A 25190-nucleotide genomic window follows, 5' to 3' on the forward strand; every position below is an offset into this window, starting at 1 on the left:
TAAAACCAAAAAACGAACGCTAGTGTGGACCGGACAATCCGGTCCATTTCCATGAGGAAAGAGATGGAAGAGTTTCACAAGGTCAAGCGTCTGCCGCAATACGTTTTCGAACAGGTCAACCGTTTGAAAGCGAGCGCACGAGCGGGTGGCGCCGATATTATCGACCTTGGCATGGGCAACCCGGATCTGCCGACCCCAAAGGCGATCGTCGACAAGCTCTGTGAAGTCGTCCAGGATCCACGCACCCATCGTTACTCGTCCTCCAAGGGTATTCCGGGTCTTCGCCGCGCCCAGGCCGCTTACTATGCTCGCCGCTTCGGTGTGAAGCTGAACCCGGATACGCAAGTTGTCGCAACGCTCGGTTCAAAGGAAGGCTTTGCCAACATGGCGCAGGCCATCACCGCGCCGGGTGACGTGATCCTGTGTCCGAACCCGACATATCCAATCCACGCTTTCGGTTTCCTGATGGCAGGTGGCGTCATTCGTTCGATGAACGTCGAGCCGGATGAAACTTTTTTCGGCCCACTTGAGCGCGCTGTGCGCCATTCGATCCCGAAGCCGCTGGCACTCATCATCAACTACCCGTCCAACCCGACGGCACATGTGGCCTCTCTGGATTTCTATAAGGACGTCATCGCTTTTGCAAAGAAGCATGATCTGATCGTGTTGTCCGACCTGGCCTATTCGGAAATCTATTTCGACGAAAAGAACCCGCCGCCATCAGTCCTGGAAGTTCCAGGCGCCATGGATGTGTCGGTGGAGTTCACCTCCATGTCGAAGACTTTCTCGATGCCTGGCTGGCGCATGGGCTTTGCCGTCGGCAACGAACGGCTGATCGCTGCACTGACGCGCGTGAAGTCCTATCTTGATTACGGCGCATTCACGCCAATCCAGGTTGCGGCCACGCACGCTCTGAACGGGGATGGCTCCGATATCGCGGAAGTGCGTAACGTCTATCGCCGCCGTCGCGACGTGATGGTCGATACGTTTGGCAAGGCCGGTTTCGAAGTTCCGCCACCGGCTGCCACCATGTTCGCCTGGGCGAAAATCCCGGAGAAATTCCGCCACCTCGGCTCGCTTGATTTTTCCAAGCTCCTGATCGAGAAGGCTGACATTGCGGTTGCTCCGGGTGTTGGCTTTGGTGAAATGGGCGACGACTACGTTCGCCTCGCGCTTGTAGAGAACGAGCACAGAATTCGTCAGGCCGCGCGCAATCTGAAGCGTTTTCTGTCGACCGCGGACGATACGTTGCACAACGTCGTCTCGCTTAACGCCCATAGATAAGGGCAACCCGCCAAGGTGGCCGGTTCCGGCCGCCTCTTTCATTAAAGCAAATCAGGAACATACCCATGGCAGATTCATTGAGAATCGGCATAGCGGGACTCGGCACTGTCGGCTCTTCGCTCGTGCGCATCCTCCAGCAGAGAAGCAACGAACTTGCGATTACCTGCGGACGCGCAATTGAGATTATTGCCGTTTCCGCACGTGACCGTTCGCGCGATCGCGGTATTGATCTGTCGGCTATTACCTGGTTCGACACGCCGGAAGAACTAGCAGAGAAGGCTGATATCGACGTTTTCGTCGAACTCGTTGGCGGCGCGTCCGGTGCTGCGGAAGATGCCGTACGTGCAGCTCTGTCTCGTGGTCTCCACGTGGTGACAGCCAATAAGGCTCTGCTGGCAAAGCACGGTGTGGAGCTCGCAAAGCTTGCAGAAGAAAAGGGCGCTTTGCTCAACTTCGAAGCAGCTGTTGCTGGGGGCATTCCGATCATCAAGGCGCTGCGTGAATCGCTGACCGGCAACCACGTGTCGCGCATCTACGGCATCATGAATGGCACATGCAATTACATCTTGACGAAGATGGAGAAGGAGGGCCTGTCCTTCGAGGCCTGCCTCAAGGAAGCACAGCGTCTAGGCTATGCGGAGGCCGATCCTGCTTTCGATATCGAGGGCAACGACACCGCGCATAAGCTTGCGATTTTGACGACGCTTGCTTTCGGCTCCAAGATTGCAGCCGACGATATCTATCTCGAAGGCATCACCAATATCTCGATTGAGGATATCCAAGCTGCCGCGGATCTCGGTTATCGCATCAAGCTTCTCGGCGTTGCACAACTCACTGAGTCGGGCATCGAACAGCGCGTGCATCCGACCATGGTGCCACTCGATTCCGTCATCGCGCAGGTCGATGGCGTGACCAATGCTGTGGCGGTGGAATCCGATATCTTGGGTGAGTTGCTTATGGTCGGCCCAGGCGCCGGCGGCAACGCCACTGCATCGGCCGTGCTCGGTGATGTCGCGGATATCGCCAAGAGTCGTCCCGGCGCCCAGCAAGTTCCGGTCCTTGGCCGTCCGGCCAAGTCACTGACGGATTATCGTCGCGCCAAGATGAAGAGCCACGAGGGCGGCTACTTCATTCGCTTGACGGTGAAGGATAAGGCGGGTGTCTTCGCTTCTATCGCCACGCGGATGGCCGAGAACAACATCTCGCTGGAATCGATTGTTCAACGCTCTCAAGTGCCAACGGAAGAAAAAGCACAGACGATCATCCTCGTGACACATGCGACGATGGAAGACGCGATCCGCAAGGCTGTGAAAGCGATCAAGAGCGAGAAATATCTGGTCAGCGAGCCGCAGGTTATTCGCATCGAACGCACCTGATCGTCCCACATGCGGCCATTCCCGCAGATCACCGCGCGCTTTCACGATGTCTATTGGCGGAATGCAATTTCAAAAGACAAGATGGCCCTGTTGCGAAAGCAACTGGGCTTTTTTGTCGAAGCTGCCTCGTGTGCGAGGCGACATCGATCGGCACGGGGCGGGCATAGGCGGATTTTTCCTCCGCCGCAGCCGCAAAACTATTTTCGGCAGGTGTTGGGCAGTCTGCCATGCGGAAGAGACGGGAAAAGAAGAAGCGCTCGGAGGGAAGTCGGACTTTGATCGCGAATCCCCAACACGTAGACAGAATTCGATGTAAGGCCCAAAAACCTGGATTGTAAAAATACCGTCATAAACACGCAATAGGTGTATTTCACTGGAAGTAAGATATCTGACTTACTCGGTAATGAATGTGCAGACGCACCATATGTCCATCCCGACAGTATGCTCCGAATTGCAACCGCAACTATAGCAGTGCTTAGAATGCTAACTAGAGTGTACGCCAGTAAATGCTTGATTGTGGTGGTGAGAGCGCAGGGATTCGAACCCTGGACCTACTGATTAAAAGTCAGTTGCTCTACCGGCTGAGCTACGCTCTCCCTTGTGGGGCGAACCGCCCTTCGGAAGTGGGCGGAACATATGTAGAGGCACGTTTGCGGTCAACCCATAAAAACAGGATTATCTCATCTTTCCGCGTTTTTTTGCCGCAACCGCAAAAAGGTGATTGGTGGCAAAGGTTTGGTGGCGCTACAAGGCGTCGTGAACCGTCCGGAGTGCCGCATTGTCCATTGCCGATATATCCCTTCTCACCGCGCTTTTTGCTGGAGCCCTTTCGTTTCTGTCTCCTTGTGTACTGCCTTTGGTTCCGCCGTACCTTTGCTACATGGCGGGTATCTCGGTGGAGCAGTTCAAGGACGAGCGCTTTGAGGCGAAGCCGCAGGTGCGCAAAGCAGTGCTGCTAGCAGCGCTGTTCTTCACGCTGGGATTCTCAACCGTTTTTGTAGCACTTGGCGCCGGCGCCTCCACGATCGGGATGGTACTGCGTCAAAATCTCGATATCCTTGCCAAGATAGGCGGTCTCATCATCATCCTGATGGGTCTGAATTTCCTCGGCGTTTTCCGCATCGGCGTGTTCTCACGTGAAGCGCGTTTCCAGAGCGGTGGTAAGCCTGCCACGCTTTCCGGCGCCTATCTTATGGGACTTGCCTTTGCCTTTGGGTGGACACCCTGCATCGGCCCCGTGCTCGGAGCCATTCTGGGGGTCGCCGCTGCAAAACAGACCGTGGGCGAGGGTGCTATGCTGCTTGCGATTTATTCGGCAGGTCTTGCGATACCGTTCTGGATCGCGGCTGCTTTTTCGGGCAGTTTCATGCGTTTTCTTGCCCGCTTCCGCCGCCATCTGGGCCTGGTCGAAAGAATCATGGGCGTGCTGCTTGTGCTCACTGGCATCGCCTTCATGTCCGGTTTCATTACCAGTGTCGCGATCTGGTTTCAGGAGAGCTTCCCAATACTGATGAAAATCGGCTAGGTTCAACCAACACAAAAAATCGCGGCGAGGGGGCCATGGCTGAAATCGCCGGATTGTTGTTTCCGTTTTTCGGGCTGATTCTCATCGGCTACGTGGCGGCACGCATAACGCGACAGCCTGCCGAAGCGCTCGGCTGGCTGAACACATTCATCATTTATGCGGCACTGCCCGCGCTCTTTTTCAAGCTCGTCGCCAGAACTCCGGTTGATCAACTTGCGCGGATGGATTTCGTCGCGCTGAGCCTGGCTGCGACCTATACGATCTTCCTTGGCCTTTTTCTCATCGGCTACTTTGTACGCCGCAACAGTTTTGCCGACTGCACCATCCAGAGCTTTGCAGGGGCCTATGGCAATATCGGCTATATGGGCCCAGGGCTGGCGCTCCTGGCGCTCGGTGAGCGCGCGGCTGTTCCCGTCGCTCTGATCGTCTGTCTGGAAAATGCAGCACATTTCATTGCGGCACCAGCACTTATGGCGATCGCCGGCGGTGACAGGCGATCAGGCTTGAAACTCGCCGGCGACGTAGCCCGCAAAGTGTTGACGCATCCCTTCATTCTGTCCGTCATCGTCGGCTTCCTGGCTGCCGTTCTTGCCTGGCAGCCGCCTCCACACGTGCAGCAACTGGTGGATTATCTGGCGCAGTCGGCGGCACCCTGTGCGCTGTTTGCAATGGGGGTGACGCTGGCCCTGCGACCCTTGAAGCGTGTTCCGATGGAGATCAGCTACATTGTCCCGGCAAAGCTGCTGATTCATCCGCTGCTGGCTTATGTCCTGATGTCGTCCTTCGGAAACTTCGATCCAGTATGGGTATCGACAGCCGTTCTCCTGGCGGCCCTGCCGACAGCAACAAATGTCTTCGTCATCGGCCAGCACTACCAGGTCTGGCAGGAGCGGGCATCTGCGACGATCCTCATCTCCACAGTGCTTTCAGTGTTCACGGTTACGCTCGTGCTTTATCTTATTCGCGCAACGAGCGTCTAAGGCTACCGACGATCAGGGAGGGCAACGCCTTGATACCACGGCCAGGTTCGATGCCCTCGCGCATCACCAGACCACGCAGTGGCCCGACATTTCCGAGAACATGCAGACCTGCCGCACGGGCCATCTGCATGGGCAACATGCCGGAAAGGAGCGACCGATTGAGGAGATCGACACTGAGTGTGCGGCTGAACACATCCGCACGGCGGCGGCGATCGAATGTGGTGCCCGCATCCGCGGGTATCACACCACCCGTCAATGTGCCCAGCATGTCGGTCAAGACGATGATGTCGCGAAGGCTTAGATTAAGGCCCTGTGCGCCAATTGGCGGGAAGCCGTGACCAGCCTCACCGACGAGCGCGACGCGTCCCTTGCCGAAAGAGCGGGCGGTCATGCTGGAAAGCGGCCATGTTTGCGTGCCTTCTTCAACCGAGACCGTACCCAGCATCGATTGCATACGCTCTTCGACCCGCGCACTTAACGCCTCCAACGGCAGTGCTGCGAGCTCCGCTGCCTGCTCTGGTTTGACGACCCAGACAAGGCTGGACCGATCGCCGGGCAGCGGAACCTGGGTGAATGGACCGGTGGAGGTGTGGAACTCGGTTGAGATATTGCCGTGCGGCCTGGTGTGCGAGAAATTGAGTACCACAGCGGTCTGCGGGTAGAACCAGCTTCGCACGCCAATTCCTGCCGCTTCGCGAACCTTGGAGTTTCTACCGTCTGCGCCGATAACAAAGCTGCTCGAGATTGCAGCGCCATTGGACAGCATCAGTGAGACGTCGTGAGGGCCGACCTCCACCGTATCGACAGAGGCATCGATAAGCGTGATGTTGTTCTCCTGCGCGACTGCATCTGAAAGCACGCTAAGCAGTGCGGCATTCGGCATGTTCCAGCCAAAGGCTGCCAGTCCGATTTCGGACGAACGGAATGCCACAGTGGGCGCGCGCAGCAATCGATCTGTCCCATCGATGATCTGCATCGTCGCGAGTCGTGCAGCGGACGGTTCGATTTTTGTCCAAACACCGAGCCGGTCGAGAAAGCGGATGGACTGATCCATGAGGGCCGTCGTGCGACGATCGGTCCGGTCGGATTGCGGCGCTACAAGCGCAACGTTTCGGCCAGCGCGCGCAATGGCAAGAGCGGCGATTTGTCCTGCAAGTCCAGCACCGACAACGGCAACCTCGAAGTTCTTCATCGTCCTATTCCACTCCTGCAGTCGGGGCTCAAAACATAGTGTCTTTGTTTCGCCAAATCCAGAAGCCATCTGCCGTCAGTTCGGCATGGCCATGCGGCAACACGCTCGTTAAGTTCGAGGATAAGCATTCTCGCACGGTTGCAAAGAGCGGTGAATGGTCGCATATCGGATGGAAGAACGAATAAGAGCGGGGCCATTGCGCTGTCATGAAGATTTTCAACTACAGACGCGTGCCTTATGCCGAAATTCGGGCCTTCTCCGTTCACATTCTGACAGCCTCGGGTTCGTTCCTTGCTTTTCTGGGCGTCGTTGCTGCCGCCGAACATCGCTTTGTGGACATGTTTTGGTGGCTTGGTCTGGCACTTCTCGTGGATGGGATCGATGGTCCGATTGCCCGAAAGGTGCAGGTCAAGGAAGTTTTGCCCAACTGGTCCGGCGACACGCTGGATAACATCATCGATTACGTTACCTACGTGCTGCTTCCTGCCTTTGCTCTTTATCAGAGCGGCATGATCGGCGAGCCCTGGTCCTTCGTCGCTGCTGGCATGATCGTGGTTTCTAGCGCGATCTATTATGCCGACATGGGGATGAAGACCGATGAATACTTCTTCTCGGGCTTCCCAGTGGTTTGGAACATGGTGGTGTTCACGCTCTTTGTCATCGATGCCAGTGCCACCACCGCAATGATCATCGTTACCATTTCGGTCGTCCTCACCTTCCTGCCGATCAACTTCCTTCACCCGGTCAGAGTGAAGCGCCTTCGATGGCTCAACATGGCAGTTTTCCTACTCTGGTGCGTGCTGAGCGGATACTCGCTGCTCCTGCATTTCCAGTCGCCGGATTGGCTCATTGCTGGCGTTGTGCTGACGGGTATCTACCTCTACTGCATCGGTGGGATCATGCAATTTCTACCCTCGCTCGGCGCAAAGACGCGCTGATAAAATCAGTCGTTTAAAAGCATGGACCGGACTGTCTTTTTCAGTTGTATAGCGATCCAAAAAAGGTATTTAGTACCAATAAAGGGCAGTGCCCAATTTTAGTGCAAAGGTATCGATCTCGTCGTTAAGCGCTCGAAGAAGTGCGGCGGCCGGTGAAAAGGGGAACAGGTGACGGTATCGGTGACGTCCGGGGCTATGCCTCTTTTGTCCGTGCGCCAGCTGACCAAGCTGTTTGGAACATTTGCCGCATGCAATGCGATCGATCTAGACATTGCGCCGGGTGAAATACACGCTCTTCTCGGCGAAAATGGCGCCGGAAAATCAACGCTGGTCAAGATGCTCTTTGGTGTACTGGAGCCGACGAGTGGCGACATTGTCTGGAATGGAAATTCCGTTAGAATCGGATCGCCGGGTGACGCACGCAAGCTTGGCATCGGCATGGTGTTCCAGCACTTCTCGCTGTTTGAAGCCCTGACCGTTGCCGAAAATATCGCGCTGTCGCTCGACCCTAAGATTTCGCTGAAGGAAATTGCCCGGGAAGCTGAAGCGCTTTCCAAGGCCTATGGCCTGCCGCTCGATCCTTACGCGCATGTGGCCGATCTTTCCGTGGGTGAGCGCCAGCGTATCGAGATCGTCCGCGCTTTGTTGCAGAACCCACGTCTCATCATTCTCGATGAGCCGACCTCGGTTTTGACACCGCAGGAGGCAGACCGCCTGTTTGAGACGCTGGAGAAGCTGAAAGCCGAAGGACGCTCGGTGCTGTACATCAGCCATCGTCTGGAAGAGGTGCAGCGCATTTGCGACCGCGCAACGGTTCTGCGTCATGGCAAGGTGACAGGCGCTTGCGACCCGCGTCAGGAAACTCCGGCCTCCCTGGCGCGGATGATGGTGGGCTCCGATGTCGCCGGCATTCAGCGTGACGATGAATGCACCATCGGTGACGTCGCGGTTGAGATCATTGGTCTGTCCGTTCCTGCCCGTACGCCCTTTGCCGTCTCCCTGAAGAACATCGCCATGAAGGTCCGCGCGGGCGAGGTCCTGGCAATTGCCGGGATCGCAGGCAACGGGCAGGGCGAATTGTTCGATGCCCTGTCCGGCGAATATCCTGTCGCTAAAGACGATACGATTTTTTTGCGTGGCAAACCGGTTGGTCGCATGGGCATCAGTGGACGCCGTCTTCTTGGCGCTGGCTTCGTTCCCGAAGAGCGTCACGGCCATGCTGCCGTTCCCAATATGAGCCTGTCCGATAACCTTTTGCTGGCGCGCTGTCGCTCCGATAGAAAGGCGTTCCTGAGCGGCGGCTTCCTGAGTGTAGTGCGTCATTCGGTAATCAAAAACGCCGCCAAGCGTATTTCCGAAAAAATGGATGTGCGCAAAAGCGGGGACGATCCTCTAGCTGGCTCGCTCTCTGGCGGTAACTTGCAGAAATTCATCGTCGGTCGCGAACTTGATCGACAGCCATCGGTGCTCGTCGTCAACCAGCCGACATGGGGCGTAGATGCAGGTGCGGCCAGCCGCATTCGCCAGGCCTTGGTGGATATGGCGAAAGCTGGCTCGGCGGTCATTGTCATCAGCCAGGATCTAGACGAGATTTTCGAGGTTGCCTCCAGCATTGCGGTCATCTCTGATGGGCATCTATCCGATGCCTACCCGGCAAAAGACATGACGCGCGAAAAAATCGGTCTGTTGATGGGCGGCGTCCATGCAGGCAATATGGAGCAGGCAGGGCATACGGAGCAGGTCGTTCATGCGCATTGAACTTGAAAAACGCGCAGGGGTCTCCAAGGTCTTTGCAATCCTGTCTCCGCTGCTGGCACTGGTGTTGACGCTTGTCGTGGGTGCCATCATTTTCGCCGCCCTCGGCAAAGAGCCTGTCGGAGCGCTCTACAGCTTCTTCATCGAGCCTTTGCTGGAAGTCTGGTCACTGCATGAGCTGGCAGTCAAGGCCGCACCTTTGATCCTGATCGCCGTCGGGCTTGCCATCTGTTACCGCTCAAACAACTGGAATATCGGTGCCGAAGGGCAGTTCACAATCGGCGCGATCACGGGCTCCATACTGCCGGTGCTGAACCCTGAATGGCAGTCGCCCATGATCCTGCCGCTGATGCTCATCATGGGAGCCGCAGGTGGCGCTCTTTATGCTGGCATTCCGGCATTGTTGAAGACATGGTTCAATACCAATGAGATTCTGACCAGCCTGATGCTGGTCTATGTCGCGCAGCTCTTTCTCGACTGGCTGGTGCGTGGTGCGTGGCGTGATCCACAGGGTTACAATTTTCCACAGACAAAGCCTTTCAACGAAAGCGCCGTCCTACCTGAACTGCTGGACTCCGGCCGCGCTCATTGGGGTGTCGTCTTCGCGCTGGTGGCGGCCGTCGCGCTCTGGTTTATGATGCGCTACATGCTGAAGGGTTTCGAGGTTACCGTGCTTGGCCAGTCGGCGCGGGCAGGGCGCTTTGCCGGCTTTTCCTCGCGCGGCATGGTGTGGTTCTCGCTGCTTCTCTCCGGCGGACTCGCAGGCCTTGCCGGCATATCGGAAGTCTCCGGTTCCATCGGTCACCTCCAACCCTCCATTTCGCCGGGCTACGGCTTCACAGCCATCATCGTCGCCTTTCTTGGGCGCTTGAACCCGCTCGGCATCATCGCCTCCGGTATCGTTCTTTCGCTGACCTATCTCGGCGGCGAGGCGGTTCAGATGTCGCTGCAGATCTCGGACAAGGTGGTGCGCGTATTCCAGGGGCTACTGCTCTTCTTTGTCCTGTCCTGCGATACGCTGATCCTTTACAAAGTTCGCATTCGCTGGGCGCGCAACTCTGCCCGTGAAGGAGCCGCATGATGGATATGTTTCAGGCGATCCTTTTGACGGTTATTACCGCGGCCACGCCTTTGGTTATCGCAGCGCTTGGCGAGCTCGTTACAGAGCGTGCCGGCGTCCTCAACCTCGGCGTCGAAGGCATGATTGTCATCGGCGCGGTCTGTGCTTTCGCCGCAGCCCATATGAGTGGCTCTCCCTATATCGGTATTCTCGCTGGCATCGCCGCCGGAGCGCTTTTCTCGCTACTCTTCGGCTTCCTGACGCTGACCCTTGTCACCAACCAGGTAGCAACCGGCCTCGCGCTCACCATTCTTGGGCTCGGTGTGTCCGGCATGCTGGGTGAAAGCTTCGTTGGTGTTCCCGGGGTCAAATTGCCTAACATTGTTTTTCCGGTGCTTTCGGACATTCCGTTCATCGGTCCGATTTTCTTCCGGCAGGATTTAATCTTCTACCTGTCGCTTGCACTCGTCTTCGGAATTAGCTGGTTTCTGTTCAAAAGCCGCACCGGCCTGAAAATCCGGGCGATTGGTGACAGCCATTCTTCAGCCCATGCGCTCGGCATCAACGTCATCCGCACGCGCTATCTCGCAGTGATGTTCGGTGGTGCGTGTGCGGGTCTTGCTGGTGCTCAGCTCTCGCTCGTCTACACGCCGCAATGGGTTGAGAACATGTCCGCCGGACGTGGGTGGATTGCGCTGGCGCTTGTCGTCTTCGCATCGTGGCGGCCGTGGCGGGTCTTGGCAGGTGGCTACCTGTTCGGCGCGGTCACGATCGGCCAGTTGCACGCTCAGGCCTTCGGTATCGGTGTACCGTCGCAACTTCTTTCAGCGCTTCCTTATGTAGCAACTATTGTCGTGCTCATCATCATCTCCCATAATCGGCGCACCACGCTGATCAATACACCGGCATCGCTCGGTAAACCGTTCGTGCCGGATCGCTAAGAAATCCGAATGTCATGCCAAACCAAGCAGGGGTAAAAATGAAAAGACTCATTATCGCACTGGCCGCGTCCGCAGCGGCAATCATCGGCGTCGTGCCTGCCGCGCGAGCGGCCGACGCCAAGAAGGTCTGCTTCGTCTATGTCGGTACACGCACGGATGGTGGCTGGACGCAGGCGCATGATATCGGCCGTCAGGAGCTGCAGAAGCATTTCGGCGACAAGATCGAAACGCCGTTCCTCGAAAGCGTTCCGGAGGGCCCGGATGCAGAGCGCGCAATCGAGCGTATGGCTCGTTCCGGCTGCGAGGTTATCTTCACCACGTCGTTCGGTTTCATGGATGCCACCGTCAAGGTTGCCCAGAAATTCCCGAAGGTGAAGTTCGAACACGCAACCGGCTTCAAGACCGCAGCAAATCTCGCGACCTACAACTCCCGCTTCTACGAAGGCCGTTATATTCAGGGCCAGATCGCTGCAAAGATGTCGCAGAAGGGCGTCGCGGGCTACATTGCTTCCTTCCCGATTCCTGAAGTTGTGATGGGCATCGACGCCTTCCTGCTGGGTGCGCGCTCCGTCAATCCCGACTTCAAGGTCAAGGTCGTCTGGGCAAACACCTGGTTCGACCCCGGCAAGGAAGCCGATGCGGCGAAGGCTTTGATCGACCAGGGCGTTGATATCCTGACGCAGCACACGGACACCACGGCACCGATGCAGGTAGCTGCAGAACGCGGCATCAAGGCTTTCGGTCAGGCATCTGACATGATCAAGGCTGGTCCTAACACCCAGCTTACGGCGATCGTGGATACATGGGGCGCTTACTACATCAAGCGCACACAGGCGCTCCTCGATGGGACCTGGAAGTCCGAGTCGGTCTGGGACGGTCTGAAGGATGGCATCTTGACGATGGCGCCTTACACAAACATGCCGGATGACGTGAAGAAGATGGCCGAGGAAACCGAAGCCAAGATCAAGTCCGGCGAGCTGCATCCATTCACCGGTCCGGTGAAGAAGCAGGATGGTACGGAGTGGTTGAAGGCTGGCGAGAAGGCTGAGGACGGCGTTCTGCTCGGTCTGAACTTCTACGTCGAAGGCGTGGACGACACGCTGCCGAAGTAAGTCTAAAGCCTTAGATTGGGAAAGGGCGTGCGGTTCACTCGCGCGCCCTTTTCTATGAGGCAGTCACGACTTCGCTCAAAAGCAAGCGTCCCGTCCTTCCAAAAAAGCAAAAGCCCGCCTATGGAACGACGGGCTTTTCCAGATCCGTGTCGCACGCTTGAAGCGTTGCGTCAGACAGGGCGGTTATCAGAAGACTGCGAGATACTTCAGCAGCGAGATAATGCCGATGATGATCACGATGACCTGAGCGATCTGCTTTGCGCCGCCGCCGACGGGCAGACGAGCAATAAGCCACAGCACGAGTACGATGACCAGAAAGGTGATCAGAATGCTGACTAGCGTCGAGGTAACCATATGTCCCAGCTCCTATTTCCATTTCGTTTAACGGCCCGATCACCGTTGCGTGAGTAAAAGCCGCAATTTATTATTTGGTTCCATTGTGCAAAATGAATTTGCGGGAAATGGAGATTGGGTGCGGGCGTGAGCGAGCTACGGGTGAAGAAGCGGGATGTGGGCGCCGTCGCGCTTCTAGGTCGCAATGGCCATCCGCAGATTGAAACGCCAACCGGCGGAAATCTGTCGGTGGCCACAGCGGCGTCCGATCCGGGCTTTAATCCCCTCGACCTGCTCTATTCCTCTCTTGCCGCCTGTCTGGTCTTGAGTGCGCGCATCGCCGCAAGCCGCATGGGTGTTCTCGACAGGTTCCAGGCGGTCGAGGTAAAGGTGACCGGTGAGAAGTCCGACGGTGAACCCGCGCGCATTCTGCGTTTTGACATGCGGCTTGCGATCACCGGCAATTTCGACGAGGAGACCAAGCAGGCAATAGCGCATGAAGCGGAGAGAATTTGCACCGTCAGCAATACCTTGCGCGGTGAGGCAGAATTTCGTCTGGATATTGCCTGACGTAGACGAAGACTGCGCCGGGCATCAGTCAGCGCTGTGCCTTCTCCCATTTGCGGATTAATCGATCGCGCTTGAGTTTTGACAGGCGTCTTATCCAGAAAATACCGTCAAGCTGATCGATCTCATGCTGAATGCAGATGGCGTGAAAACCTTCAGCCGTCTCTTCGTGCTCAGCGCCGTTCATATCCTGAAACCGAATAGTCACCTGCTGGGGACGTTCCAGTTCTTCGGTAAAACCAGGCATGGAAACGCTTCCCTCGACATGACGCATCGTCTTTGTCACCGTGCTTGTAATCTGGGGATTGACGTAAGTCAGGATCGCTCCGGGTTGTAATTCCAATACGAAGATCCGTTCGAATACACCAATGTGGGCCGCGGTGATCCCCACGCCTGGGGCTGCGCGCATGGTATCGACAAGATCCTGCTGAAGCGCTGCGAGATCAGGCCCGAAGGCCGTTACCGGTTCACACGGCTTGGAGAGGGCAGGGTCAGGGTATCGAACGATATTTCGAATGGTCATGGCGTCTCCGGGAGCGCGGAATTGGAAACCGAATGTTCATTGACTGCGGTCGATGCGGCAAGCGCGATGGTCTGCGCTCGGACCGTCAACTCCACGAATGTCCTTTGTGTCCGGTCATCCCGCCTGACAACATGCAGCATGGTACCCGAAAGCGTGGAGATCTCACGCAGCACAAGCGCATGGGCGATACCAAGGCTGTTTGCGAGGCTGCGGCTGTCACTGCCGACGCCTTGGTCTATTGCCGCGAGAATGGCTGCGCCTGTCGGCTGCAATTCACCGTGGGCAGCCTTCAGCAGCCTGTCCACCACCGCCATGAAGCGCGTGGCGGCCTCGTCTCTCTCCATCAACCCGCCTCGTCCTGTTGGCGCAAACGAACCGAAACCAGCACCGACTTGGAGGTCGGCGTGAAGCTGCCTTCGCCATAGCTGTGCAACGGCACGAGCACGTTGAGCTCCGGGTAGTACCCGCCCACGCTTCCCTGTGGAATATTGTACGGTACGAGACGGAAGTTTCGGGCAATACGCTCGATGCCATCACCATACTCACCCACAATATCCACCCGTTGCTTGGCCTGCGCGCCAATTTTATCCATGTCCTGCGGGTTCATGAAAAGAACCTGGCGCTCGCCATAGACGCCGCGGTAGCGGTCGTCCAGCCCATATATTGTGGTGTTGTACTGGTCATGACTGCGCAACGTCTGCAACACGAAGATATCGTTTTGTGCCAGAGCCTCCTGATGATCCGTCCTTTCGGGTAGCGGACCGGCAAAGAAGACCGCTTTGTGTTGCGGCGTATTCCACTCTCTCTGAGCGGCAGAGTTAGGCAAATGGAAACCACGTGGCACCCTGACACGCATGTTGAAGTCGTCGAATCCAGGAATAACCCGCTCGATCATGTTCCGGATGAGGTCGTAATCATCGGCAAGCTCATTCCACTTGACGAGATCATTTCCGAGCGTGGCCTCCGCAATTCCAGCAACGATCGCGATTTCCGAGCGCAGTGCCGGCGAGGCTGGCTCATTGATGCCACCCGAGCCGTGAACCATGCTCATGGAATCCTCTACGGTTACGATCTGCGGTGAGCCCTTGGAGTTGCGATCTATTTCCGTACGTCCCAGGCACGGCAGGATGAAGGACGTCTCTCCGGGCACGAGATGGGAATGGTTGAGCTTGGTTGCGATATTGACGGTCAGCTTCTGTTTTTTGAAGGCTTCGACGATCCGCGGACTGTCAGGGGTGGCACGCAGGAAGTTGCCGCCGAGCGCGATGAAGACTTCGGCTCGTCCATCAAGCATTGCGCTGATCGCCTCGACCGTGTTGTGTCCCTGGTTGCGTGGCATCGCAACTCCAAGCTCTTTTTCCAGCGCATCGAGGAGTGCAGCAGGGGCCTTTTCATCGATACCAACCGTGCGATCGCCCTGGACATTGGAGTGACCGCGGACCGGGCAGAGACCGGCACCGGGACGACCTACATTGCCCCGCAGCAGCATGAGATTGGTGATCTCGCGAACGATGATCACGGAATGCTTGTGCTGTGTGACGCCCATGGCCCATGTGGCGATCACCGATTCGGCATTCATGTAGATGGCGGCGGCTTCCTCGATCTCCTCACGCGTCAGACCTGACTGGTCAAGAATGGCGTCCCAGCTCGTCGCCTCAACGGCCGCACGATAGGCCTCGAACTCCACGGCATGGTCGGCGATGAAGGCATAGTCGATAATCGCCGGCTCGCCTTGCGCACGCGCAGCCGCGTCGGCCGCGAAAACCACCTTGCTGATCCCGCGAATGGCCGCCATGTCGCCGCCCTGACGGGGCTGGTAATAGTTTGTGGCAATCTTTGTATTGCCTCCAGTGATCATCTCCAGCTTGTCCTGTGGGTCGCTGAAACGCTGTAATCCCTTTTCTCTGATGGGATTGAATACGGCGATGCGTGCGCCGCGAAGGGCTGCGCGTCTGAGATCGCCAAGCATGCGGGGATGGTTGGTACCGGGATTCTGGCCGATGACGAAGATCGCGTCGGTCTTTTCGAAATCTTCCAGAAGAACCGTGCCCTTGCCAACGCCGATCGAGGCTTTCAAACCAACGCCGCTGGCCTCGTGGCACATATTGGAGCAGTCCGGAAAGTTGTTGGTGCCATAGAGACGAACCATCAACTGATAGAGAAAGGCGGCTTCATTGGACGCTCGACCAGACGTATAGAATTCGGCACGATCCGGACTGTCGAGGCGACGCAGGATGGTGCCGATCTCGCAGAAAGCATCGTCCCAGGATACTGGCACGTATCGATCGGAAGCGCGATCGTAACGTAAGGGATTTGTCAAACGACCTTGTTTTTCCAGCTCGTAATCCGACCACTGGCTCAGCGAGGAGATGGTATGCTTGGCGAAAAACTCGGGAGAGACGCGCGCCTCCGTGGCTTCCCAGGAAACGGCCTTGACGCCATTCTCGCAAAATTCGAAGGATGAGCCATGTTCCGGGTCACCCCAGGCGCAGCCAGGGCAATCGAAACCGTCGGGTTGATTGGTCTTGAGGAGCGCCTTCGCGTTGGAGAGAGGTGCTCCGGATTCTAGCAAGCGCTTGCCAACGCTTTTCAGCGCACCCCAGCCGCCGGCCGCGGATGAGGGCTTGCCGATGAAATCCATCTTGCCCATGAAACGTCACTCCTCGAAGGCTTTGTCTCGATCGGTATCAAAGCAGACTTGCCCGATCCTTAGTTTGCACTGCAGCATAACTGTCTAGATAGGCGATTACCTAACATATATCAATTCGATCTCTGGTATGGATGCGCGCTGCGTTTTTCTATTGGCGACATCATATTCGTGCGTTGACGACACGGAGCTGTCGGTAGCTCGCCAGAAGGGCGACAGGATGGTGATGAAACCACTTCTTGCCTAATGGGTTGTTGACTTTGTTGTTCTAAACGACAATCTCCAGCCCGTTCGCAAAGCAGGCTATCGACCGGAAGAAGGGGGCGCAAGTTGACACAAGCCGACACCGATCATCCCAAAACGGAAGAAGCCAAGCGACCGGAAGTGATGGCCGACATCTATTCGGAAGATGGATCGATCCGGTCGGATTTTCTGGCGATGGTGGGCGCCGCGATCACTGATCGTGACGTGCTGTTCCTGCGCGAGAACGTAGCCCGCCTGCACGAATCCGAACTGGGCGATCTGCTGGAATCGATCCAGCCCGAGCAGCGCCACGCGCTGGTGCGCCTGCTCGGCGCAGACTTCGACATGACGGCGCTGACCGAGGTGGACGAAGCGATCCGTCTCGATATCGTCGAGCAGATGCCGAACGAGCAGATCGCCGCCGGTATTGGTGAGCTCGATTCGGACGATGCCGTCTATATTCTTGAGGATCTGGACCGCGAGGATCGTGACGACATCCTCTCGCAACTGCCTTTCACCGAACGCGTACGGCTTCTGCGAGCGCTGGACTATCCCGAAAGCTCCGCCGGTCGCCGCATGCAGACCGAGTTCGTTGCCGTTCCGCCCTTCTGGACGGTCGGCCAGACGATCGACTATCTGCGTGAGGAGGAGGAGCTACCTGAATCCTTCTCACAGATCTTCGTCATCGATCCGACCTTCAAGCTAGTGGGTGTCATGGATCTAGACCGGCTGCTGCGTTCGAAGCGGCAGGTGAAGATCGAAACCATCATGCACGAGACGAACCATCCCATACCGGCGGAGATGGACCAGGAAGAAGCCGCCCAGCTTTTCGAGCAGTATGACCTCTTGTCTGCGGCTGTCGTGGATAGCAATGGCCGTCTCGTCGGCGTGCTCACCATCGATGACGTTGTAGACGTCATTCAGGAGGAAGCGGAAGAAGACTTACTGCGTCTGGGCGGCGTCGGTGATGAAGAATTGTCCGACAGCATCGCCAGTACGTCACGCTCGCGCGTGCCGTGGCTTGGTATCAATTTGATGACGGCATTCCTCGCAGCGTCGGTCATCGAACTCTTCGACGCCACTATTCAGCAGATCGTGGCACTCGCAATCTTGATGCCGATCGTGGCGGGTATGGGCGGCAATGCCGGATCGCAGACTATGACCGTTTCGGTGCGGGCACTCGCCACCAAAAATCTCGATATCCATAACGCCGCACGTATCATTCGCCGTGAAGCTGGCGTCGGTTTGCTGAACGGCGCGCTTTTCGGCTGTGCCATCGGCATCATTGCCGGCCTCTGGTTCCACGATATGAATATCGGTGGAATTATTGCCGCGGCCATGTTGATCAACATGCTTGCTGCGGCCCTGGCAGGCATCCTCATCCCCCTTTGTCTGGACAGGTTCGGCGCCGACCCGGCAGTTTCGTCTGCGGTTTTCGTAACGGCGGTCACGGATATCGTGGGATTCTTTTCGTTCCTCGGACTGGCGACATGGTGGTTCGGCATATCCGGATCATGATGGAAAATTGACTTTTACGTACAGGTCAAACATAATGTCCATCAGCCAGAATGGGACAGCGCTTTGAATAAGTATTACAGCATCACGGAACTAACTCGCGAATTCGGGGTGTCAACCCGTACTCTTCGTTTCTACGAAGACGAGGGATTGATCCACCCCGAGCGCCGTGGACGCACCCGTTTGTTTCGTGCCGCCGATCGCAGGCTCATCCAGGAAATTCTTCGCGGCCGCCGTATTGGTTTTACAATCGCGGAAATACGCGAAATCATCCAGGTCTACAAGGAGCCCCCCGGTGAGTCCGGTCAGCTCGAGCTTCTCATGAAAAAGGTCGACGAAAAGCGTGCCGACCTTCGCCAGAAGCGTCGTGACATCGACGAGACTTTGGTTGAGTTGGACAATGTTGAAGAAGCATGCTTGACGCGCCTCGCGGAAATTGGCGTCGGGACGTAAATCAATCGGCGTCTTATGTACGATTCATCTTCTCGAAGTTCGACCATAACCGCTTCTGCGCTTGGATTTTTCTTTCATAAATCAATAACCACGCTCGAAGAACCCATGGAACCGTTAAGTCCTACCGTTCCTTTATCACGTAGGATTATCCTGAATTCTTCGAGCCCGGGCATGAAGCCCGTCATATCTGTGGCGCCTTTCGTGTTCTTGGCGCGATAATATCCGGCTTACAAAAAATGCTTTTCTGATCGACTTTGGCATTGCTCCCGTCGGGCATGCTTTGGGACATATGATGCTTGACGAAGCTGCCCGTCTATCTGCTCTGAGAAACCTACGCCTTCTCGATACACTTCCAAGCGAGAGTTTCGATCGTATTACACGTCTGTTGGCCGTTTACTTCGGTCTTCCGATTTCCGGCATTTCGCTCACTGATGCGGACCGTCAATATTTTAAGTCCAAGGTCGGCGTTGAGCATAATGAAATTCCGCGATACCGGGCACCCTGTGCCGAGGTTGCGGAAACCAAACTGCCGCTTGTCATTCGCGACTTGCAAAAGCACGACTATTACGCTGACAGCACAGTGGGACGTTCCGGAGTTCGCTTCTATTGCGGTGTGCCATTGATTACACCGGATGGTCATGGTCTCGGCGCGCTTTGTGTCTTGGGGACAGAACCACGTGAAGTGACCGAAGAGGAAATGGCGGTCCTCACCGATCTTGCCGCAGTGGTCATGGATCAGATTGAGCTCCAGCATGCCTTAGGACGCGTCGACCCTTCCAGCGGCCTTCCGAACCGTCATCAATTGATGAACGATCTGTCTGACCTATCTCATCATAGCTCAGGCACTGAGCAGATTATCAGCCTCCTCGATCTTGCTCAAACCACACAATTCGACCGGATGATCCGCGTTGTCGGGATTTCTCATCTCGATAGCCTTATCGCGAAGGTCGCGCGAATCCTGAACGACAATCTGAACGGCCAAACGCTCGCTTACCACATCGGCCCGACGCAATTCGTGTTCCTGTCACCGCCAGGCACGGGCATGTCCGACCACCTGATCCTCCTGGAGAAAACCATGCTTTCACTGGGCAGCGAGGTGGAGTTCCAGATCACGATGACACCTTCCATCGGCTCCATGGTCTTTGAGGCGGGAGAGTGCACTGCGGAGGAAATCTTACGATCTCTGCAAAGCGCCGTGCAGGATGCTCGAGCGCATCCTTCGAAGATTGCTTTTTTCTCCCCGTCCTTCGATGTGCAGCATCAGCGAAATTTCATGATCCAACGCGAGTTCCCCTACGCGCTGACCGATGACAACCAGTTATCACTGGTGTTTCAGCCGCGCGTGGATGCCGAAAGCGGCATTTGCAAAAGCATGGAAGTCCTGTTGCGCTGGAGCCATCCCGATCTTGGCCCGATTTCCCCAGCGGAGTTCATCCCCGTTATCGAGGCTTCAGCATACGCTCGCGAACTAACCATGTGGGTCGTCAAGGCAGCGTTGACGCAACTGGCCGCGTGGAATGCGACGGGACTTAGGCTCAATCTTTCGATCAATCTGTCCGCGATCAATCTGCAGGAAGACGATTTCTGGGATCGGCTCGGCGCTGATCTTGCGCGGTCTGGTGTCGACAGCGACCAGATCGAATTCGAACTGACGGAAACGGCAATGATGATCGAAACCGAGAGGTCTCAGGATCTGCTCAGTACTCTATCGGCAGCCGGAATACGTCTTTCGATTGATGATTTCGGCACCGGCTACAGCAGCCTGTCCTATCTTCAGAAGCTGCCTGTGAACACCGTCAAGATCGACCGTAGCTTTATCAACGACATGAGCAATGGCAACCGCGAGCGTGTCCTTGTCCAGTCTATGATTACCCTATGTCATTCGCTGGGCTACGAGGTGGTTGCGGAAGGCGTGGAAACCCAGGAAGCCGCCGAACTACTGACCGCCATGGGGTGCGACGAACTCCAGGGTTACTGGTTGTCGAAGCCGCTCTGTGCGAAGGGCGTCGTCGAGTGGCTATCCGAACAGAACCTCTACCGCTTTCGCTACAGGGAGCCTGTCTGCGCGTAGCTACGGCTGTGCGGTAACGCAAGGATTGTCGCCGCTCAGACAGGTCATTGAACCTGCGCCGAGCATTGAGTGGCGACGTCTTGGATTTTTGTCTGCTGGTCCAGATCGGCCTTGTTGGCCATCATCGCGTCGAAGACGTTTTCGGCGTGCAGCTTCTCCAAGGTGCAGCCGCAAAAGCTTTGACAGAGTTCGAGAGTGTTCTGGCTTTGCATGCAACTGGATTCGCAGCTCTTCTTGTACGCCTCGACCTGATCTACGGGCGGGGGTGGAAAGGTGATCGAAGCCAGGTAGACGATGCCGATCAAAACCGGCTGATGGATAAGATAGAAGGACAAGCTGTGGCGGCCGAAGAAGGCGAGAAGATTGCGCCTGCCGCTCGGTTTACGGAAGCGATCCAGCCACCCTCTCGGCACGACGATTTGCGCAGCTCCTAGACCGGCGAGGAACGGCGCCAGAAAGGGAAGCACCGGCACGTAGTCGTTGGAGCGGGGAGGCGCGGTCGAAAATCCGACCCAGGACAGCCAGATGGTGTTGAAGGCATCGGACGAGAAATGGAGCGGCGCCAGGAACGCGAGAAGTGCCACCGCAAATGTTACGATTGTGGGCAGGCGCAGGAAGATAAGGCCAACGAGACTGGCAACGGCGATATTGTGCAGGATGCCAAAGAAAATCCAACCGTCTGGAACGGCGATGTAAGTCGCAACTGAGATGAGCACGGCTGCACCGGCCACCATTGCAAAACGCTTACCGAAGGCTTGCCAGTTTATGCCTCGGCGATGCGCCAGAAACAGGCTGAATCCGGCAAGAAACAAAAACGAGCTGGCGATCCCCCGCGCATAGAGCCGCCATAGACCTTCGGTCGGCGTCTCCGGCGGGATGTAGCCGAACATGGCAAGGTCCCAGGTGAAATGATAGCTCGCCATGGCAATCAGCGCGATGCCTCGCCACGTGTCGAGAAAGCCAATCCGGCCGGATTTCGGAGCCGTTGCTGTTGCCTCTTGCATTCTTCTATCCCTTCGCAACGGTGATATGGCTGACGTTGCGCTTCGCCCTTAAAGTAAGGCTATTTCATGGCATCGTTTCATGATCGTCCATGATGGCGAGCCGCGCTTCCGAGTAGAACTGCCGCCTGAGCAGTGCGATGATGATGACCACGGTCATCATGATGAAGACATAGGCGTTGATGAACCATCCGAGGTAGCCGATCGACAGAAAAAAGGTTCGCAGCCCGTCGTTGAAGTTTTTCGCGGCGATGACATTCATGCGTATGACATTCTCTGCAGCGCGCTCCGCCGCTCTGCGATCGGCATTCGCCTCATGCATCATCGGCATGCCGCCGAAAAGGATCGTGCAATAGTTGAACAGCCGATAGGACCAGCCAAACTTGAAAAAGGCGTACCCGAAAAGAAAGGTAAGGCCTATGACCTTGAGTTCAAAGGCCGTCCGACCGCCGTAATAGACGAAGGGCATGTCGCGGAATACCGATTCGACCCTATCCGTGGCGCCCAAAAGAGCAAAGCACCCGCCTATTGCGAAGATTGAGGTCGATGCGAAGAAGGCTGTGCCGTTCTGCAAACCGGCCATGATTTGCGTATCGATCATCTTGAGATCGCGTGTCATGGAGTTGTAGATCCACTGCCTTCTGCGTTCCGCCATCGCCTGATTAAGACTCGTTCGTGGGAACGGCGATCTCGCGGTGGTGACGTAGGCGTAGGACACCCACAGGACTAGGAAAATAACGAGCGCTGCGTAATCCATTGTCGTCATGTGCGCCCGCCTGTCAGCCTCTGTGTCGCTCACTGTCCGCCAGTTAGTGACGCTGGCGGTGTCACGCTGTCATACCAAGAAACCATCGCAAGGCAATCGTGACTTCGGGACGAAAAAGATCATTTTCATCCCGTGCTAACGATCCGGTAAGATTATACCGCTACACCGATTTGCGAGGTTCCGGATTAGGTAGTGAGTACCGGGCCTCTTTTTCCCCATGACGTTTTTAACCGGGCGGACATGAGCTGCTGCACACCTAGCAGCGTCAAAAATTGACAATCGCCGAATCTCATCCTACTTTGATGAAGCGATCCGGCGCTTTCATCACGAAGCCGGTGTCGACTTGACCGCACAGGGCGGTCGGGCATCGATACTTCTTGGTGACTACCGTTGACGTCCAGCATGATCGACCGGGAGAACGCCTCCATGTCTACGAATCGTTCTCTTTTCATGCCTGTCCCGTCTCGGCCTTCGGCATTCGCCGTATTGGCGACCGGATCGCTCGTAACCTTTCTCCGCCCTGCAGGTTCTGAATGAGCGAGATATCTCGTGCTGTGCTTGTGCTGGGTGGTGCGCGTTCCGGCAAGTCGGCATTTGCAGAACGTATGGTACTTTCATCCGAGGGGCCAGCCCATTACATCGCGACAGGGCGTGCTTGGGATGACGAGATGAGGTCTCGCATCGCAACTCATCGTCTCCAGCGCGGAGATCGTTGGATCACGCATGAGGAGCCGTTGAACCTCACTGAAGCGCTGAAAAGTCTTGACCATGCATCCAATACGATCCTGGTCGATTGCCTGACGCTCTGGGTGACGAACCTGATGATGGAGGAGGGGCGGGACGTCGAAGCCGCGTTCAAGCCGCTTATCGACCATGCCGCCGAGGCCCGAGCAAAAATCATCCTCGTATCAAATGAAGTCGGCCTCGGCATCGTGCCTGACAATCGCATGGCGCGGGAGTTTCGCGATCATGCTGGAAGGCTGCATCAGCAGATAGCCGCGATTGCAGCGGAGGTCTACTTCGTTGCCGCCGGTTTGCCCCTCAGAATGAAGGGATGAATCCGTCGACACATCGACGGACGCATATCGGCTGGTTCATGCCACGCGATCCCACGTCGAACATCGTGTTTCAGTTTCCGACTTCAACCTGCGGTCTTGATTTGGATCAAGGTCGCTTGGCCGTCACGGTGGCAAAGCTGCGACCGACGTGAAAGCATGTTAGCCGCTTCCGAGCTGGTTTCTTCGCTTCTCGTCATATCTGCTTTGACGTTGGGGGAAGCCAACAATGAACTCTACTTTAGGAATTGCGATGGTGGCCGTGGGGGCCTTCCTCGCTTTGCTCGGGGCGGCCTTCGCTCACGACAATCTCTTCGCCGCGCATATGTGGGTGCTGTTCTTCGTGCTGCTGGTCGGCACGGTCGTGATGCTGCGCCGCGTCTCCTTCGCAACCGTCGATCCCGCAGTTCAGGCTCGCAAGAAGACTGAATATTTTGACGACGTTATCCGCTATGGCGTCATCGCCACCATGTTCTGGGGCGTGGCCGGTTTTCTGGTGGGTGTCATCGTCGCTCTCCAGCTGGCCTATCCTGACCTCAATATCCAGCCCTGGTTCAATTTCGGTCGCGTTCGTCCGCTGCATACCTCTGCCGTCATCTTTGCCTTTGGCGGAAATGCGCTGATTGCGACCTCCTTCTATGTGGTGCAGCGCACCTGCCGCGCGCGCCTGTTTGGCGGCGATCTCGGATGGTTCGTCTTCTGGGGCTACAACCTCTTCATCGTTATGGCAGCCACCGGTTATCTGCTTGGCATCACGCAGGGCAGGGAATATGCCGAGCCTGAATGGTACGTAGATATCTGGCTCACGATCGTATGGGTCGCCTATCTGATCACCTTTCTCGGCACCATTTTCATCCGCAAGGAACCGCATATCTATGTAGCGAACTGGTTCTACCTTGCCTTCATCGTGACAATTGCGATGCTGCACATCGTCAACAACCTGGCGGTTCCAGTCTCCTTCCTCGGCGTGAAGAGCTACTCGGTGTTCTCCGGCGTCCAGGATGCTCTGACACAATGGTGGTACGGCCACAACGCCGTTGGCTTCTTTCTGACGGCTGGCTTCCTGGGGATGATGTACTACTTTATTCCCAAGCAGGTAAACCGGCCAGTCTATTCCTACCGCCTGTCGATCATCCACTTCTGGGCTCTGATCTTCATGTATATCTGGGCCGGTCCTCACCACCTGCACTACACGGCTTTGCCAGACTGGGCGCAGACGCTCGGCATGGTGTTTTCCATCATGCTCTGGATGCCCTCGTGGGGCGGCATGATCAACGGCTTGATGACGCTTTCGGGCGCCTGGGACAAGCTGCGCACAGACCCGATCCTGCGCATGATGATCATGGCCGTTGCCTTTTACGGCATGGCGACCTTCGAAGGGCCGATGATGTCGATCAAGGCCGTCAATTCGCTCAGCCACTACACCGACTGGACCATCGGTCACGTTCACTCCGGCGCGCTTGGCTGGAATGGCATGATCACCTTCGGCGCTGTCTACTTCCTCGTGCCGAAACTGTGGCACCGCGAACAGCTCTACAGTTTGGCGCTGGTCAACTGGCACTTCTGGCTCGCCACGCTCGGCATCGTCGTCTACGCGGCCTCGATGTGGGTTGCCGGCATCCAGCAGGGCCTGATGTGGCGTGAATATGATGCTGAGGGCTTCCTGGTCTATTCCTTCGCCGAAACCGTTGCCGCCATGTTCCCATACTACTTGCTGCGCGCAACGGGCGGCCTGCTGTTCCTCAGCGGCGCAATCGTCATGGCCTACAACATCACCAGAACCATTCTCGGTCATATGCGTGAAGAGAACACCGGCAAGTCTGCAGCGCCCAAGCTGCAACCTGCCGAGTAAG

Annotated in this window: 22 protein-coding genes and 1 tRNA gene; 15 read left to right on the top strand and 8 right to left on the bottom strand. The window is 56.6% G+C overall.

Features of this window, described 5'->3' with window-relative positions:
• Nucleotides 1-63 precede the first annotated feature (63 nt).
• Together QZ869_RS10105 and QZ869_RS10110 are read left to right on the top strand one after the other, a co-directional pair.
• On the top strand, nucleotides 64-1284 hold the full coding sequence (locus tag QZ869_RS10105; RefSeq protein WP_296104319.1) for an LL-diaminopimelate aminotransferase: 1221 nt from the start codon (nucleotides 64-66) through the stop codon (nucleotides 1282-1284).
• 65 nt (nucleotides 1285-1349) lie between these two features.
• Nucleotides 1350-2660 carry a homoserine dehydrogenase gene (locus tag QZ869_RS10110; protein ID WP_296104320.1) on the top strand — a complete coding sequence of 437 codons (1311 nt, stop codon included), beginning with the start codon at nucleotides 1350-1352 and terminating at the stop codon, nucleotides 2658-2660.
• 520 nt (nucleotides 2661-3180) lie between these two features.
• Here QZ869_RS10110 and QZ869_RS10115 read toward each other — a convergent pair.
• Nucleotides 3181-3256, bottom strand: a tRNA-Lys gene (locus QZ869_RS10115).
• A gap of 182 nt (nucleotides 3257-3438) precedes the next feature.
• Between QZ869_RS10115 and QZ869_RS10120 the strand changes: the two genes are divergently transcribed.
• Together QZ869_RS10120 and QZ869_RS10125 are read left to right on the top strand one after the other, a co-directional pair.
• Nucleotides 3439-4185 carry a cytochrome c biogenesis CcdA family protein gene (locus QZ869_RS10120; protein ID WP_296036703.1) on the top strand — a complete coding sequence of 249 codons (747 nt, stop codon included), beginning with the start codon at nucleotides 3439-3441 and terminating at the stop codon, nucleotides 4183-4185.
• A gap of 35 nt (nucleotides 4186-4220) precedes the next feature.
• Nucleotides 4221-5165, top strand: a complete 945-nt coding sequence (locus tag QZ869_RS10125) for an AEC family transporter (protein WP_296104322.1) — start codon at nucleotides 4221-4223, stop codon at nucleotides 5163-5165.
• Here QZ869_RS10125 and QZ869_RS10130 read toward each other — a convergent pair.
• The gene (locus tag QZ869_RS10130; protein WP_296104325.1) at nucleotides 5143-6357 is read right to left on the bottom strand and encodes a UbiH/UbiF family hydroxylase; all 1215 of its coding nucleotides are present in this window, start codon (nucleotides 6355-6357) and stop codon (nucleotides 5143-5145) included. The two genes, QZ869_RS10125 and QZ869_RS10130, sit on opposite strands and share 23 nt — an antisense overlap.
• Nucleotides 6358-6563: 206 nt before the next feature.
• On the opposite strand from QZ869_RS10130, the gene pcsA reads away from it, so the two are divergent.
• The 5 genes from pcsA to QZ869_RS10155 all read left to right on the top strand — a co-directional run bounded on the left by pcsA (nucleotide 6564) and on the right by QZ869_RS10155 (nucleotide 12163).
• Nucleotides 6564-7295: a phosphatidylcholine synthase gene (gene pcsA, locus QZ869_RS10135; protein ID WP_296018372.1), complete on the top strand. Its 732-nt coding sequence runs from the start codon at nucleotides 6564-6566 to the stop codon at nucleotides 7293-7295.
• A 180-nt stretch (nucleotides 7296-7475) separates the two neighbouring features.
• Nucleotides 7476-9053, top strand: a complete 1578-nt coding sequence (locus QZ869_RS10140) for an ABC transporter ATP-binding protein (protein ID WP_296104640.1) — start codon at nucleotides 7476-7478, stop codon at nucleotides 9051-9053.
• A complete protein-coding gene (locus QZ869_RS10145) occupies nucleotides 9043-10131 on the top strand; it encodes an ABC transporter permease (RefSeq protein WP_296104329.1) in 1089 nt (362 codons plus the stop codon). The genes QZ869_RS10140 and QZ869_RS10145 overlap by 11 nt, the downstream gene beginning before the upstream one ends.
• Nucleotides 10131-11051, top strand: coding sequence for an ABC transporter permease (locus QZ869_RS10150; protein WP_296036690.1), 921 nt, complete (start codon nucleotides 10131-10133; stop codon nucleotides 11049-11051). Before QZ869_RS10145 ends, QZ869_RS10150 begins: the two co-directional genes overlap by 1 nt.
• A gap of 38 nt (nucleotides 11052-11089) precedes the next feature.
• The gene (locus QZ869_RS10155) at nucleotides 11090-12163 is read left to right on the top strand and encodes a BMP family ABC transporter substrate-binding protein (RefSeq protein ID WP_296104331.1); all 1074 of its coding nucleotides are present in this window, start codon (nucleotides 11090-11092) and stop codon (nucleotides 12161-12163) included.
• A gap of 186 nt (nucleotides 12164-12349) precedes the next feature.
• Here the strand turns inward: QZ869_RS10155 and QZ869_RS10160 are convergent, their stop codons facing one another.
• Complete coding sequence (locus QZ869_RS10160) at nucleotides 12350-12517, bottom strand: Thivi_2564 family membrane protein (protein ID WP_003502827.1); 168 nt, start codon at nucleotides 12515-12517, stop codon at nucleotides 12350-12352.
• A 126-nt stretch (nucleotides 12518-12643) separates the two neighbouring features.
• Here QZ869_RS10160 and QZ869_RS10165 point away from each other — a divergent pair, with 126 nt between their 5' ends.
• Entirely contained in the window at nucleotides 12644-13066 is a 423-nt protein-coding gene (locus tag QZ869_RS10165) for an OsmC family protein (protein ID WP_296104333.1), read from the top strand.
• A gap of 28 nt (nucleotides 13067-13094) precedes the next feature.
• On the opposite strand, the gene QZ869_RS10170 is transcribed toward QZ869_RS10165, so the two are convergent.
• Genes QZ869_RS10170 through QZ869_RS10180 form a run of 3 tightly spaced genes read right to left on the bottom strand, consistent with a single transcriptional unit; the run spans nucleotide 13095 to nucleotide 16236 of the window.
• Nucleotides 13095-13586, bottom strand: coding sequence for a peptide deformylase (locus QZ869_RS10170; RefSeq protein ID WP_296104336.1), 492 nt, complete (start codon nucleotides 13584-13586; stop codon nucleotides 13095-13097).
• Entirely contained in the window at nucleotides 13583-13930 is a 348-nt protein-coding gene (locus QZ869_RS10175) for a hypothetical protein (RefSeq protein ID WP_296077289.1), read from the bottom strand. Before QZ869_RS10175 ends, QZ869_RS10170 begins: the two co-directional genes overlap by 4 nt.
• Nucleotides 13930-16236: an FdhF/YdeP family oxidoreductase gene (locus tag QZ869_RS10180; RefSeq protein WP_296104338.1), complete on the bottom strand. Its 2307-nt coding sequence runs from the start codon at nucleotides 16234-16236 to the stop codon at nucleotides 13930-13932. The genes QZ869_RS10175 and QZ869_RS10180 overlap by 1 nt, the downstream gene beginning before the upstream one ends.
• A 384-nt stretch (nucleotides 16237-16620) precedes the next feature.
• Between QZ869_RS10180 and mgtE the strand changes: the two genes are divergently transcribed.
• The 3 genes from mgtE (at nucleotide 16621) to QZ869_RS10195 (ending at nucleotide 20515) form a co-directional block, all read left to right on the top strand.
• Nucleotides 16621-17994: a magnesium transporter gene (mgtE, locus tag QZ869_RS10185; protein ID WP_296018424.1), complete on the top strand. Its 1374-nt coding sequence runs from the start codon at nucleotides 16621-16623 to the stop codon at nucleotides 17992-17994.
• A gap of 63 nt (nucleotides 17995-18057) precedes the next feature.
• Nucleotides 18058-18444, top strand: a complete 387-nt coding sequence (locus QZ869_RS10190; RefSeq protein WP_296018356.1) for a MerR family DNA-binding transcriptional regulator — start codon at nucleotides 18058-18060, stop codon at nucleotides 18442-18444.
• 292 nt (nucleotides 18445-18736) lie between these two features.
• Nucleotides 18737-20515, top strand: a complete 1779-nt coding sequence (locus QZ869_RS10195) for a bifunctional diguanylate cyclase/phosphodiesterase (RefSeq protein WP_296104341.1) — start codon at nucleotides 18737-18739, stop codon at nucleotides 20513-20515.
• A 44-nt stretch (nucleotides 20516-20559) separates the two neighbouring features.
• Here QZ869_RS10195 and QZ869_RS10200 read toward each other — a convergent pair whose 3' ends face one another.
• Nucleotides 20560-21519: a heparan-alpha-glucosaminide N-acetyltransferase gene (locus QZ869_RS10200; protein ID WP_296018354.1), complete on the bottom strand. Its 960-nt coding sequence runs from the start codon at nucleotides 21517-21519 to the stop codon at nucleotides 20560-20562.
• A gap of 64 nt (nucleotides 21520-21583) precedes the next feature.
• Complete coding sequence (locus QZ869_RS10205) at nucleotides 21584-22282, bottom strand: DUF599 family protein (RefSeq protein ID WP_296077274.1); 699 nt, start codon at nucleotides 22280-22282, stop codon at nucleotides 21584-21586.
• A gap of 533 nt (nucleotides 22283-22815) precedes the next feature.
• Here QZ869_RS10205 and cobU point away from each other — a divergent pair.
• The gene (gene cobU / locus QZ869_RS10210; protein WP_296104344.1) at nucleotides 22816-23340 is read left to right on the top strand and encodes a bifunctional adenosylcobinamide kinase/adenosylcobinamide-phosphate guanylyltransferase; all 525 of its coding nucleotides are present in this window, start codon (nucleotides 22816-22818) and stop codon (nucleotides 23338-23340) included.
• A 226-nt stretch (nucleotides 23341-23566) separates the two neighbouring features.
• Entirely contained in the window at nucleotides 23567-25189 is a 1623-nt protein-coding gene (gene ccoN, locus QZ869_RS10215; RefSeq protein ID WP_296104346.1) for a cytochrome-c oxidase, cbb3-type subunit I, read from the top strand.
• The last annotated feature ends 1 nt before the right edge of the window (nucleotide 25190 follow it).

Origin of the sequence: uncultured Agrobacterium sp., assembly GCF_913777885.1 — a bacterium.
Classification (GTDB): domain Bacteria; phylum Pseudomonadota; class Alphaproteobacteria; order Rhizobiales; family Rhizobiaceae; genus Agrobacterium.